This window comes from Stenotrophomonas maltophilia group sp. Smal12, from assembly GCF_037079935.1.
In the GTDB taxonomy this organism is placed as follows: Bacteria; Pseudomonadota; Gammaproteobacteria; order Xanthomonadales; family Xanthomonadaceae; genus Stenotrophomonas; species Stenotrophomonas sepilia.
On the sequence record NZ_JBAWUK010000018.1, the window covers coordinates 52,278 to 65,152 of the forward strand.

Sequence of the window (12,875 nt, forward strand, 5' to 3'; positions counted from 1 at the left end):
GGCCGCGGGTCTTGTTTTTATTTGGGGGGGGTGTGTTTTAATATTAAAAGGGGGGGGGTGGCGGAAATTATGGCCCGGGGGGGGGTTTGGGGGTGGGGCCCGTGGCAGTCACGCCCTTTTTTCGGTGTTTGTGGGGGGGGGCGGCCTACGCTGGCGCCACGGGGCCGGCCGGCCCCCCGCCCCACCTCGCTCGACAATCCCCTGCGCCGGCGCGGAGGCAATGGAAAGCAAGAGCAGAAGCAAAGCGCCGGGCAGTGCCCGGCGCTTTGCTTTTCAAGCTTTTCAAACGCAATCCCTCTGGTGGATTGCTGGCCGTCTCGCGGAAATTGTTCAGAGCGGGGGGCTTGCGCTGGCCAGGACCGTCCACGGCATGGATGCCGTGGCCGAGCCTACAGGGACGTACTTGCGGCGTGTCCTGGCCAGCGCAAGCCCCCCGCTCTATCCGATATCAATCAAGACGCCACAAACCGCCAACGCATTTCATTCCGGCGCCAGCTGGTCCATCCGTATCCGGTTGGCAAACAGCGAAAACGCCAGCATGCCGGCCAGGCCGTTCGCCCGGCTCACCCAGTGCGGCAGCCAGCGCGGTGGCTTCAATACCCCCGCCTCGAACAGCGGCGCGAACGCGATCGCATCGGTCAAGCTCATCTTGCCGGCGAACAACCAGCGGCAGACCTGCAGGCGGTCCTCGGCCAGCATGTGGCGGAAGAAGGTGTGCACCGACACCAGGCCGCGCAGGTACACCGTGTCCTTGGTGAAGGCCAGGCCGCCACTCGGCGGCACGCCGCGGAACACGCGCTGCGCCGAGGCGAAACTCTCTTCCGCGTTCTGTCCCGCGTCGCAGAAGTAGCGGAACACCTCGATGAAGTCGGCGCCTTCGCGTGCCATGGCAATCGCTTCGGTACGCAGGCTGATGCGCTTGAGGCGCTCGATGTCGATGCTGCCGGTGATCTGCTCGGCAAACGTCGCCAGCCCTTCCTGGGTGGCCGTCACCCGCGGCGACGACAACGCCAGGCTGGGCAACACCGGTTGTTCGCGGCCGTTCAATGCGGTCAGCGAATGCACCAGCGCTTCGTGGTGGAACAGCTGCGCGCGGTCGTAGGCGCTGAAGCGGGCACTGGTGCGCAGTCGAATACGGGTCGGGCCGGCAGCCGCCTTGGACACCAGCTCCGGATCCAGCTGTACCTGGATGATGCGCGATTCGAAGAACGCATCCAGGTCGTTCTGCAACTGCAGTTGCAGGGCGATGGCCGAGACCGGTACCTGCTCTTCCGGTGCCAGCAGTTCGTGGTCCAGTTCTGCGGCAATCTGGATGAAGTGGCGTGCCGCGTCGCGCGTGCTCGGGCCATTGCCTGGCAACGGCTGCTCGGGCGCGCCGAACAGCTGCACCGAACAGGTATCGACGGCGGCAGTGCCCAGCCCCTCAAGCAGCTGCGCGGCCAGGTCCCAGCTCTGTGCCGACTGCCGCACGTAGTGGCCCAGCGGATGGCTGTCATCGCAGTCAGCGGCGATCACAGCCAGCGCGCGACGTTCTTCGCTGAAGTCCAGCCGTGGGTAATCCACCTTCGGCAGCACCGGCTGGCCACGTGCCACGCTGTCCAGGAACGGTGCCTGCAACGTGGCCGGCCAGCTGGTCAGCCCCAGCAGGCGGATGCCTCCCACGGCCTCGACCAGGCGCGCATCGAGCGCTGCATGGTGGGCCACCTCACGGTCCAGCGTCGCGGTCGGTTCCATGCGCGGACTATAGCGCCCTGCCGTGCCCGGCGCAGTGCGCCGCCGCCCGAGCATTGGCTCGGGCGCTACAAGGTGTCCCGGGATACAACCGTTGTAGAGCCGAGCCCACGCTCGGCTGCACTGTCAGCGCCGGCGTGGCTTTCCGGCCGGGCGGAACTGCTGGCCTTTGCCCTTCTTGCCGCCACGTTCCTGCGCGGTCTCGGCCTGGCGCACCGCCAGCTTGGCGGCAGCGGCAGCCACTTCTTCCTTCAGCTTGAAATAGTTCAGCAGCCGGCTCTCTTCGATCTCGCCAGCGTCGATCGCTGCACGAACAGCGCAGCCCGGTTCCTGCTGATGCTTGCAGTCGTTGAAACGGCACTGCGTGGCCAGCGCTTCGATATCGGCGAAGCCACCTTCGGACAGCGTTTCTTCGCCGGTCGGTTTCAGCTCGCGCATGCCGGGGGTGTCGATCAGGCAGGCGCCGGTCGGAAGCGGCATCAACGCGCGATGGGTGGTGGTGTGGCGGCCGCGCGAATCGTTGGCACGCACCGCGTTGGTCTTCATCCGCTGCTCGCCGAGCAGGGTGTTGGTCAGCGTGGATTTGCCGGCACCGGAGGAGCCCACCAGCACCACCGTGCGGCCCGGGCCCAGCCACGGTTGCAGCACCGCCACACTGTCGGCATCCAGGCCGTTGATCGCATGCAACGCGATGCCCTGCATCTCCAGTTCTTCCAGCACCGCCAGCGCATCCTCGCTGTACTCGGTCTGGTCGGCCTTGGTCAGCACCACCACCGGTTCGGCGCCGCCACCGCCGACCAGCAGCAGGTAGCGCTCGATGCGGCGCGGATTGAAGTCGGCATCCAGGCCACAAACGATGAACACCGTATCGATGTTCGCTGCGATCACCTGCTGGTGGTAGTGCTCGCCCGCCGCGCCACGCTTGATCGCGGTGCGACGCGGCAGAAGCGCAACGATGCGGATGCCGTCCAGCAGCACCCAGTCGCCCACTGCAGGCCGCTCGTGGCTGGGGAAGCGCGGGCGCTGCCATTCCGGCAGTGACTCCGCTTTGATCGCCGCATCCGGGCCATCGGCCACCACGTAATGGGTCCGGTGCTGCTCGATCACCCGCGCCGGGCGGGCCTGCGGGTGCGCGGCCATCATGGCCTGCCAGTCGGCCTGCTGCGCCGGGCCCGGCCAGGGCCAGCCGATGGTCTGCAGGGCGATGAAATCGGGGGTCTGGGTCATCGCCGCCATTCTACCTGTGACGGCCCCCGGCCAGCCCAGCAATGGCAGGCGCGGAGCCGTTGCCATGCACTGCAGCAATTCCGGTAGGATGGAATCCCCATGCCTTTTGACGGCCCAGCCCCCATGTCCACCCTTTCGCCCAAGCCCCTGGCCATCCGCGAGCGCCTTTCCGAAGTGCGCTACGAAATCCGCGGAGAACTGGCCCGGCGAGCGCGGGAGCTGGAGGCGCAGGGCCGCAAGCTGATCAAGCTCAACATCGGCAACCCGGGCAACTTCGGTTTCCGCGCACCCGAGCATCTGCAGCGCGCAATCGCCGACGACATGGGCCGCACCGACCCGTACACCCACCAGCAGGGCCTGCCGGTGGCGCGTGAAGCCATCGCCGATTACTACGCCCGCCGCGGCGCACCGGATGCACACCCGGACCGCGTGTTCGTCGGCAACGGTGTCAGCGAGCTGATCGATCTGTCGCTGCGCGCACTGCTCAATCCGGGCGATGAGGTGCTGGTGCCGTCGCCGGACTACCCACTGTGGTCGGCCTCCACCATCCTCAACGATGGCCGACCGGTGTACTACCGCTGCGCCGCCGAGAACGGCTTCCAGCCGGACCCGAGCGAGATCGAGACGCTGGTGTCCTCGCGCACCCGCGCCATCGTGCTGATCAACCCGAACAACCCCAGCGGCGCCAGCTACCCGCGCGAACTGCTGGAGCGCGTGGTCGAGATCGCACGCCGCCACAACCTGCTGCTGCTGGTCGATGAGATCTACGACCAGATCCTGTACGACGATGCGGTGTTCCAACCGGTCGCGCCGCTGGCCGGCGACCATCCGTGCCTGACCTTCAGCGGCCTGAGCAAGGTGCACCGTGCCTGCGGCTGGCGCGTGGGCTGGGCCCATCTCAGCGGCGACGACGCGCGCCTGGGCGACTTCCGCGCCGCGCTGGACCTGCTGGGCGCGCTGCGCCTGTGCGCCAACGTGCCGGGCCAGTACGCCATCGAGGCCGCAGTGAACGGCCCGGACACCATCTCCGAACTGTGCACCCCGGGTGGCCGCCTGTATGAAACCCGCCGTGCGGTGATCGACGCCTGCGAAGCCAGCGAGCACCTGTCGCTGGTCGCGCCAGCCGGTGCGCTGTATGCGTTCCCGGCCGTGGTCGGTGCCGCTGCCAAGAGCTTTGACGACCACACCTTCGCGCTGGACCTGATGAACAACGAAGGCGTGCTGGTGGTACCGGGTTCCAGCTTCAACGTGCCCTACCGCCACCATTTCCGCGTGACCCTGTTGCCGGAAGCCTCGGTGATGCGCGATGTGTTCGCCCGCATCGACCGCGTGCTGGCCCGGCGTGCCGAGGACGCGACCAAGGTCGTGCCGCTGAAGCCGCGCCGTTCGGTGGCCTGAGCGGTGGCGCTGTCCTACCTGGCGCTGGGCGACTCGTACACCGTCGGAGAAGCCGTTGCCGTCGAAGGCCGCTGGCCGCACCAGCTGGCCGCCGCCCTGCGTGCGCAGGATGTGGCGCTGGCCGACCCGCAGACCATCGCCACCACCGGCTGGACCACCGACGAGCTGGACGCCGGCATCGATGCGGCTGCACCCCAGGGCCCGTTCGATTTCGTCAGCCTGCTGATCGGCGTCAACAACCAGTACCGCGGCCGGCCGCTGGACGAGTACCGCGTACAGTTCCAGGCCCTGCTGCAGCGGGCGATCGGCTTTGCCGGGGGCCGCCCCGGGCGCGTGCTGGTGCTGTCCTTCCCCGACTGGGGCGCGACGCCGTTCGGTGCCGGCAGCGGCCGCGACCTGGCCACCATCGAGATCGAGACCGACGAGTTCAACGCAGCTGCCGAGGTGATCAGCACCCAGCAGGGCGTGGCCTTCGTCGACATCACCGACATCAGCCGTGACCAGGGCGGCAACCCGGCAATGATCGCCGAAGACGGCCTGCACCCGTCGGCGCGGATGTACGCATTGTGGAGCGCGCGCGCGCTGCCGGTCGCCGCACGCCTGCTCGGTGGAACGGACTGATACGATGGATGGTAAGCCACGGAACGGCCCGCCCCTGCCCTGCACACCGCTGACCGCCCCGCAGGCCCGCGCGATCGCCGAAGCGTTCCGCCCGGCACGGGCCTGGGGCAGCCGTCGCGACTACTACTACACCCGCGGCAAGCTCGGCAGCGACCCTCTGTATGACGGCGTGCTGCAGCATCTGCGCGACGACGGGCAGCCGGTGCTGGACCTGGGCTGCGGGTTGGGGCTGTTCGCCCATGTGCTGCGCCAGCGCGGCGGCACCCACCCCTACCTCGGCGTGGACGTGGATGCCAGCAAGATCACCCGTGCCCAGCGTGCCGCCACCGGCCTGCACGCTGTGCGCTTCGACTGCCTGGACGTTCAGGCGCCACTGTCGGCGCAGCCCGGACACGTCCTGTTGCTGGATGTGTTGCAGTACCTGGACGCGGGCCCACAACTGGCACTGCTGCGTGCGGCCAGCGCGCGGGTGGCCGCCGGTGGCCGCCTGCTGCTGCGCACGCCACTGGCCACCGGCGATGGTCGCGACCGCACCACGCGGGTGGCGGACCGGTTGGCCTGGCTGGTCGGCTGGATGGGCACGCGGCCGCGCCACTACCCCGACCCGCACGTGCTGCAAGCGACACTGGCCGAGGCCGGATTGCAGGTGACGGCGCCGCGTCCCCTGCATGGGCGCACGCCATTCAACAGCTGGTTGCTGGTGGCCCAACGCCCCGCGCTGTAGAGCTGCGCTGCGACGTTTTTCCGGTGCTGCGCACCGCCGCCCGAGCATCGGCTCGGGCGCTACAGTAGCGCCCCCTTGTAGAGCCGAGCCCATGCCCGGCTGCTCTACATTACCAGGGCCGGCGTTACGGGACCGGCAGCCGCGCTTTCAGCCCGCGCTCGTCCAGTGCCTTCAGCACGCCCTCAATGATCGCCAGGTTGTGGCCGTGGGCGGCCCCCTCATGCAGCAGCACGATGGCCCCCGGTCGCAGATCCGGCAGCAGGCGGTCGAGCACCCCCTGCGCCGTGCAACCGATGCCGTCGAAGCCGCGCGCGCTCCAGCCGACCCGGACCAGGCCCAGCCGCTGCAGCACCGGCGCCACGAACGGATTGGTCATGCCCACCACCGAGCGGTACCAGCGCACCGGGCGACCGCTTACCGCCTGCAGCGCGTGCTGGCAGCCCTCGATCTCGGCGCGCATCGCCGCCGGGCCCAGCCGCCAGAAGCGCGCCTGCGGATGGCTGTGGCTGTGGTTGCCCAGGTCGTGGCCGCGGCGCAGGATCTCCTGCACCAGTTCCGGCTGCGCCAGCGCGCGCTCGCCCACCAGGAAAAAGGTGGCATGGGCCTGGTGGCGGTCCAGCAGGTCGAGCACGGCACGGGTTTCCGGGCCAGGACCGTCATCAATGGTCAACCAGACGCTGTTGCCGGCATCCGGCAACCGGCTCAGCACCGGCGCATAGAAGCGACTGTTGGGCAGGAACACCGGCACCAAAAACAGTGCGTGGCTGGCCACCATCAGCGGCCCCCCCCAGTGCCAGCCCGCCAGGGCCCAGACCAGGATCACCAGCAGCTGCGACGCCACCAGCCAGGGCAGCCAGCGCCAGGGCCGGGTCGGAATGCGATGCAATGTTCCTGCGTTGCTCATCCCCCATGATGCCATGAGGGGTAGAATCGATGGTTCGAATTCCCGGAACCCCGACGTCCATGTCCCTCGATCCCGCCCTGCGTTCGCGCATCGAATCCATCCTCAACGCCAACCGCGTCGTGCTGTTCATGAAGGGCCAGCCGTCGATGCCGCAGTGCGGTTTCTCGGCCAAGGCCGTGGGCGCCCTGCAGGACCTGGGTGTCGAGTTCGCCCACGTCAACGTGCTGGCCGACCAGGAAATCCGTGAAGGCATCAAGGCCTATGGCGACTGGCCGACCATCCCGCAGCTGTACATCGACGGCGAACTGGTCGGCGGCAGCGACATCGTGCTGCAGATGGCCGCCAGCGGCGAGCTGAGCAGCGTGCTGGGCCTGGCTGCGCCGGACCGTACCCCGCCGAGCATCACCGTCACCCCGGCCGCCGTGGAAATGCTCAAGGGCGCGCTGGCCGATGCCCCGGGCGCGGCCCTTCAGCTGTCCATCGACGCCGGTTTCCAGCCGAACTTCCAGCTGGCCCCGCACGACGAAGGCGCGATCGCTGCCGAGTCCAATGGCCTGCGCGTGCAGTTCGACCTGGCCAGTGCCCGTCGCGCCAACGGCATCACCATCGACTGGGTGGACGACATCCGCGGCAAGGGCCTGGCCATCGACAACCCGAATGCGCCCAAGCCGGTGCAGGAAATCAGCGTGCGCGATGCCGACGACCTGGTGCGTGCCGGCAACATCACCCTGGTCGACGTGCGCCCCGCCGACGAACGTGAGATCGCCGCCGTCGGCGTGCCGTTCAAGACCTTCGACGGCAACGGCCGTGCCGCGCTGGAAGCCCTGCCGAAGGACACTGCACTGGCCTTCATGTGCCACCACGGTGGCCGCAGCGCACAGGCCGCCGAGCAGTTCCGCGCCCTGGGTTTCACCAAGGTGTTCAACGTGACCGGCGGCATCAACGCCTGGTCGGAAGACGTCGACAACGGCGTGCCGAAGTACTGATTGACGGCGCGGGGTCAGCGCCCTTTCCTGCGGAAAGCGGATCTGGCCCCCGAAAAAAGGGGACGGAGGGGATTAAGTCGTTTATGCCACAAACGACTTAATCCCCTCCGTCCCCTTTTTTCAGCCGGCGAAACCGCCTTCGGCCAGGTAGTCCAGTTCCTCCGGCGAGGGAATGCGCCCCAGCACGGCGTTGCGGTGCGGGAAACGGCCGAAGCGGCGGATGATGTCGCGGTGCAGCTCGGCGTACTGCAGGTATTCCTTGTCGCCCAGCACATCGAACATCGCCACCGAACGATCCTGGTCCAACGGGTCCTCGGAGTGCTCGAACGGCAGGTAGATGAAGGCGCGCAGCTTCGGCACCAGCTGCAGGTCCAGGCCTTCCTCGATGGCGCGCATGGCGTAGTGCCGGGCCAGGCCATCGGTGGCATAGGAATGGGCAGTACCGCGGAAGCAGTTGCGCGGGAACTGGTCCAGCAGCAGCATCAGCGCCAGTGCGCCCTCGGCACTGCCCAGCCAGTGTTCACGCCCACGCGAAGCGGCGGCGAAATGCTCATCCAGGAACAACTGGCGGAACTGCGCGTCGAACGCATCGTCGCGGGCGAACCACTTCGCAGGGCCCGCTTCTTTCCAGAAATCCACCACTTGCGCGGCAACGTCCATCACCTACTCCCCAGGGCCGGCGCGCCGCGCCAGGCCATCATCATCATTCATCGAAGCGCAGGTGGCGGACCGACTTGCCGTTGCGCCGGATAAGCTTAAGCGCCTCGATACCGATCTGGATATGGTTTTCCACGAACTGGGAGCTGACCTTGGCATCGGAAGCCTCGGTCTTGACCCCGTCGGGGATCATCGGCTGGTCCGAGACCAGCAGCAGCGCGCCACTGGGAATGTGGTTGGCGAAACCGGCCGCGAACACCGTGGCGGTTTCCATGTCGATGGCCATGCAGCGCATCGCCCGCAGCCGCTCCTTGAAGGCCTCGTCGTGCTCCCAGACCCGGCGGTTGGTGGTGTAGACGGTGCCGGTCCAGTAGTCGTGGCCGAGGTCGCGGATCATGGTCGAGACTGCACGCTGCAGCGCAAACGCCGGCAAGGCTGGCACTTCCGGCGGCAGGTAGTCGCCCGACGTACCTTCGCCGCGGATCGCCGCGATCGGCAGCACCAGGTCACCCAGCTGGTTCTTGCGCTTGAGGCCACCGCACTTGCCCAGGAACAGTACCGCCTTGGGCATCACTGCCGACAGCAGGTCCATGATGATCGCGGCATTGGGGCTGCCCATGCCGAAGTTGATCATGGTGATGCCGTCGATGGTGGCACTGGCCATCGGCCGGTCCAGGCCGATGATGGGCGCACCGGTCAGCTCGGAAAAGGTGTGCAGGTAGCCGCCGAAGTTGGTCAGCAGGATGTGCTGGCCGAACTGGTCCAGCGGCACGCCGGTGTAGCGCGGCAGCCAGTTGTCGACGATTTCCTGCTTGCTCTTCATGGGCGGTCCGGTACGGCGTGGGGGCCGCCATTGTAGGCGTGCACGGGCCAACCCACACCTGGGCCGGCAACGAAGAAGGGCGGCCCTGCGGCCGCCCTCCTGGTTTCCCTGCGGTCACCGGCGGCTTAGAAGCGCACCGACCAGCGCAGGTTGGCACTGTGGTCACGGCTTTCGTCGCCATACTGGCCGCTATAGCCCAGCTCCAGCTGCTGGCGTGCGGTCAACCATGCCGACAGCCCCAGTTCGGCCACCACCGTCCTGTCAGCCATCGGGGCACCGCTGACCACGAAGCTGTCGCTGCCGGTGGCAAAGGCGAAGCGGGCCGCCGGGTCGCGATCCCCGCTGGCATGGCGGTACCCGACGCCACCGCGCAGGTGCAGCCAGCTGTCCTGCTGGAACGAAGCCTTCAGGCCCTTGTCAAAACGCAGGCCGGCCGTGGCCACGGTGGTACGCAGATCGTCCACCTCACCCTGCAGTGCAGCCGCACCGCCGCGCTCGTTGACGCGCTTCATGTCCACTTCCACACGTGCGAGCTGCAGGTAAGGTTCCAGCCCCGCCTCGCGGCCGCCGAAGCGATAGCTTGCCTCGACGAACGCCTGGCGGGTGCGGCCGTCATAGCGTGCCGCCAGCGTATCGCTGTAACCGGAGAAGGCCAGCTCACGGGTGCTCTTCACCTCATGCTCGCTCCAGGCCAGGCCACCCCGCAGGCCGAAGGCGCCCCAGTCGTGACTGGCATAGGCCCCCAGGTGCGTATTGTCGACCTTGGCACGCGCACGGCGTCCTTCCTGCTGCTTGGCATCGGTACGGCCGGTACCGGCCAGCATGCCCACCTGCCAGCCGTTGATCTCGCGGTCCACGCCTGCCAGCAGGCCGCTGCTGTTGGCTTCGGTGCGTGCGGTGTTGCCATTGCCGTCCAGCGTGGTGCTGCCACCGATGGCCTGTACCCAGACCCCCGCGGCGGCGGCGTCGTCTGCTCCCGGCGCGCGTACACCGACGCGGCGCGACAGTGCGGCATCACGCACGTAGCGGCTGCCCTCGACCAGGGCCATCGCGGTGGCCGCATGCAGCTCGCCGCTGAGGCCGTCCAGTGCAGCGCCTACCTGTTGAGGGAACAGCAGGGTCAGTGGGCGCGGCAGGCCCTGGTTGACCGCCAGCCGGTCGGCCACAGTGGCCACCGCGCGCTGGTTGTCGGTACTGGCGGCACTGGCGAGCGGATTGCCACGGGTGACTTCAATGCGCGCGCCACCGGTGCCATAGGACAGCCCGAATTTCAGGAACGGCGAGAACGCACTGAAGTCGGTGGTGGCGAACTGGCCACGGATTCCGCCGTCGGCACGGATGAAGTTGAACTGCTCACCCAGGTAATAGGTGCCCGCTTCCGGCAGGGCGATCAGGGTGCCGCCCAGGGTGGCGGTACCGGTGACGCGCAACTGGTCACTGTGCCCGCCCGGGGCCAGCTCGGCCTGGTACACACCGGTGGCGGTCTGCACGTAGTCGCCGTTGATGGTCAGCGTGCCGATCGAGTTGCCCGGTGCAACGATACCGGCCACGGTGGTATCGCCCAGCTGGCCGATGCCCTTCAGTGTGCCGTTGCGGCCAACGAGGGTGTGACCACCGGTCTGCGTGCCGTTGAACGACAGCACGCCACCGTTGACGGTCAGGTCGGAGCCTGCGAGTAACCCGCCTGCATTCACACGGCTGTTGCCCAGGTTGGTCAACGCGCTGTTTTCCAGCCTTCCGTTCAATTCGAACGTCCCCTGCGCGGCCACCGAGGTCTGGGCGCCGCGCTGCACGCCGTCGAAGATGACCACGCCACCGTTGACGTTCAGGTCGGAGCCATCCAGCACACCGCGTGCGTTGATGTGGCTGGAGCCCCCCTGGCTGTTCAGCGCAGTGTTCTTCAACGTGCCATTGAGCAGGAAGCTGCCGCCGGCCACGTCCACCGCTCCGGTGAGCGTATTGACACCATCCAGTTCGAGCACGCCCTCGCGCACCAGCGCACCGTTGAAGCTGTTGTCGCCGCTCAAGCGCAGCCAGCCGATGCCGCTCTTGGTCAGCTTGCCGGGGCCGCCGATGTCGTTGGTCCAGTTGTCCCAGGCATCGCCTTCCCACACTTTCAGGCCACCGGCACGCTGGTTCATCACCACGTCGGTGTCGACGCGCAGCGAACCGTAACCCTCGATGGCCTTGGCCAGGTTCAACAGGCCCCAACCGTAGATGTCGTCGATGCCGGGCGCGCCCAGATCGGTGGTCGTGGTCAGCAGCACATCGCGCACCTGAGCGCTGTCCAGATAGGGGAAGCGTTCAAACAGCAGGCCCAGCGCGCCGGTGACGTGGGGCGCGGCCATGGAGGTTCCACTCAGCAGCGCATAGCCATAGGTAGGCACGCGCTGCTGGATGTCCAGGCTGACGTTGCCGTTGGCGTCGATGCCGACGCTGCCGGCCAGGCTGGAATCATCACCATAGGCGGTCGATACGATGTCCGAACCCGGTGCGGCAAGGCACCAGTTGGCACTCAGGCCGCACTTGTTGGAACGATTGCTCAGGGTCAGATTGGTACCGACGTTGACCACGCTCAACCAGTACGGCTCGATGTCGGCGAATGCGCGCGGCAGCGTGGCGTAGAGGCCGGCGATGGGGCTCTGCGCAGGCGCCGGAATGACCGAACTGGTATTGCCGGCCGCCCACACCTGGATCATCCCGCGCGCACGCGATCCGTCGGCAAAGGTGTTCAGGTACTGGCGGTCGTCCGGGTCGTTGTAGATCGCGTCCATGTCCGTCGCTGTCGTCGGTTCCGTGACCAGGCCCCAGCTATGGTTGATGGCACGCACGCCCTGCGCGTTCATCTGGGCATACAGGTCCTGGAAGGCGCTGACTTTCGGGCCGATCGCGCCCAGTGTCACGACCGAGTAGCCAGTCGCCGTGCGCTGCCACTCGCGGATGCTGTCGGAGAACAGCCGGCCAACGGTCAGGTCCGAACCGAAGGACACACCGTGCATGCCGCTTCCGTCCCGGTTCGCCGCGATGGTGCCAGCAACGTGCGTGCCATGGATCTCGAACTGCATCCCCGGCTGCACATAGGGGCCCGACTCGATGATCCTGCGGATGTTGTCCGGCACGTTGGCGTTGTACCCGACATAGCTGATCTGGACGTCATCGCCATCACTGGCGAAGCAGGCCGCCGGCCCACGCACTGCGGTGGTGTTGGTGCAGCGCGTGCCGTCAGCCATCAGATCGGCGATGCGGACGCTGCGGTTGTCCTTGCCGGCGAATTCCGGATGGTCCAGACCCGTGCCACTGTCGAACACGCCCAGGCGGATGCCGGCACCGGTCAGCCCGCGCGCATAGGCCACGTCGGCATTGATCGCAGCCAAGCCCCAGTCGAGTTCGAATTCACTGGTACGCCAGCTCGCAGCATCGCCGGGCCTGCCCATGACCGGCTCCGCGGAAGCATTGACGCTGGGAGCCAGCGCCGCCACCGGAATCGCTACCGAGGGAGCGATCATCGCGGGAGCGGAGGCGCTCACTCCGCCTTGCGCGGCGAACGCCGACTGCAGGCTGCGCTGCAGCTGGTAACGGGCCAGGGCGTCGTCACTGTCCTGGGCCAGGACCGGCAGTGCGGTGGCCACCAGCAAGGAACCGACAATGGCCGACGCCAGCGGCGAGGGCAGGAAGGAACGGCGCGAAACGGTCGAACGGCGGAGCTTTGCAGCAGTCATCGGTTGCGTCCTTGATTCCATGAAAGGTACGGGCCCGGCTCCGTCGTTGGAGCAGGTGCGTAAGCTGGTGATACAGGTCAGCGCA

At 67.5% G+C, this 12,875-nt stretch carries 10 protein-coding genes; 4 read left to right on the top strand and 6 right to left on the bottom strand.

Annotated features, from left to right (window positions below; genetic code table 11):
- Positions 1-480: 480 nt before the first annotated feature.
- Both WDC87_RS10065 and rsgA read right to left on the bottom strand, forming a co-directional pair.
- On the bottom strand, positions 481-1,734 hold the full coding sequence (locus WDC87_RS10065; protein ID WP_088497403.1) for a flavohemoglobin expression-modulating QEGLA motif protein: 1,254 nt from the start codon (positions 1,732-1,734) through the stop codon (positions 481-483).
- A 123-nt stretch (positions 1,735-1,857) separates the two neighbouring features.
- Entirely contained in the window at positions 1,858-2,967 is a 1,110-nt protein-coding gene (gene rsgA / locus WDC87_RS10070) for a ribosome small subunit-dependent GTPase A (protein ID WP_070489841.1), read from the bottom strand.
- Between the two features lie 114 nt (positions 2,968-3,081).
- On the opposite strand from rsgA, the gene WDC87_RS10075 reads away from it, so the two are divergent.
- Genes WDC87_RS10075 through WDC87_RS10085 form a run of 3 tightly spaced genes read left to right on the top strand, consistent with a single transcriptional unit; the run spans position 3,082 to position 5,701 of the window.
- A complete protein-coding gene (locus tag WDC87_RS10075; protein ID WP_252745077.1) occupies positions 3,082-4,356 on the top strand; it encodes a pyridoxal phosphate-dependent aminotransferase in 1,275 nt (424 codons plus the stop codon).
- Positions 4,357-4,359: 3 nt separating this feature from the next.
- The gene (locus WDC87_RS10080) at positions 4,360-4,977 is read left to right on the top strand and encodes an SGNH/GDSL hydrolase family protein (RefSeq protein WP_065196456.1); all 618 of its coding nucleotides are present in this window, start codon (positions 4,360-4,362) and stop codon (positions 4,975-4,977) included.
- A 4-nt stretch (positions 4,978-4,981) separates the two neighbouring features.
- Positions 4,982-5,701, top strand: a complete 720-nt coding sequence (locus WDC87_RS10085; protein WP_252745076.1) for a class I SAM-dependent methyltransferase — start codon at positions 4,982-4,984, stop codon at positions 5,699-5,701.
- A gap of 124 nt (positions 5,702-5,825) precedes the next feature.
- Here WDC87_RS10085 and WDC87_RS10090 read toward each other — a convergent pair whose 3' ends face one another.
- Positions 5,826-6,605 (bottom strand): polysaccharide deacetylase family protein, encoded by a 780-nt coding sequence (locus WDC87_RS10090; protein WP_088497401.1) that lies wholly within the window; start codon positions 6,603-6,605, stop codon positions 5,826-5,828.
- Positions 6,606-6,664: 59 nt separating this feature from the next.
- Between WDC87_RS10090 and grxD the strand changes: the two genes are divergently transcribed.
- Entirely contained in the window at positions 6,665-7,591 is a 927-nt protein-coding gene (gene grxD / locus WDC87_RS10095) for a Grx4 family monothiol glutaredoxin (RefSeq protein WP_032956577.1), read from the top strand.
- A gap of 120 nt (positions 7,592-7,711) precedes the next feature.
- On the opposite strand, the gene WDC87_RS10100 is transcribed toward grxD, so the two are convergent.
- The 3 genes from WDC87_RS10100 to WDC87_RS10110 all read right to left on the bottom strand — a co-directional run bounded on the left by WDC87_RS10100 (position 7,712) and on the right by WDC87_RS10110 (position 12,790).
- Entirely contained in the window at positions 7,712-8,251 is a 540-nt protein-coding gene (locus WDC87_RS10100; RefSeq protein ID WP_005419210.1) for a DUF924 family protein, read from the bottom strand.
- Between the two features lie 43 nt (positions 8,252-8,294).
- Positions 8,295-9,071: an AMP nucleosidase gene (locus WDC87_RS10105; RefSeq protein ID WP_049415280.1), complete on the bottom strand. Its 777-nt coding sequence runs from the start codon at positions 9,069-9,071 to the stop codon at positions 8,295-8,297.
- A gap of 125 nt (positions 9,072-9,196) precedes the next feature.
- A complete protein-coding gene (locus tag WDC87_RS10110; protein WP_252745075.1) occupies positions 9,197-12,790 on the bottom strand; it encodes an autotransporter domain-containing protein in 3,594 nt (1,197 codons plus the stop codon).
- Positions 12,791-12,875: the final 85 nt, after the last annotated feature.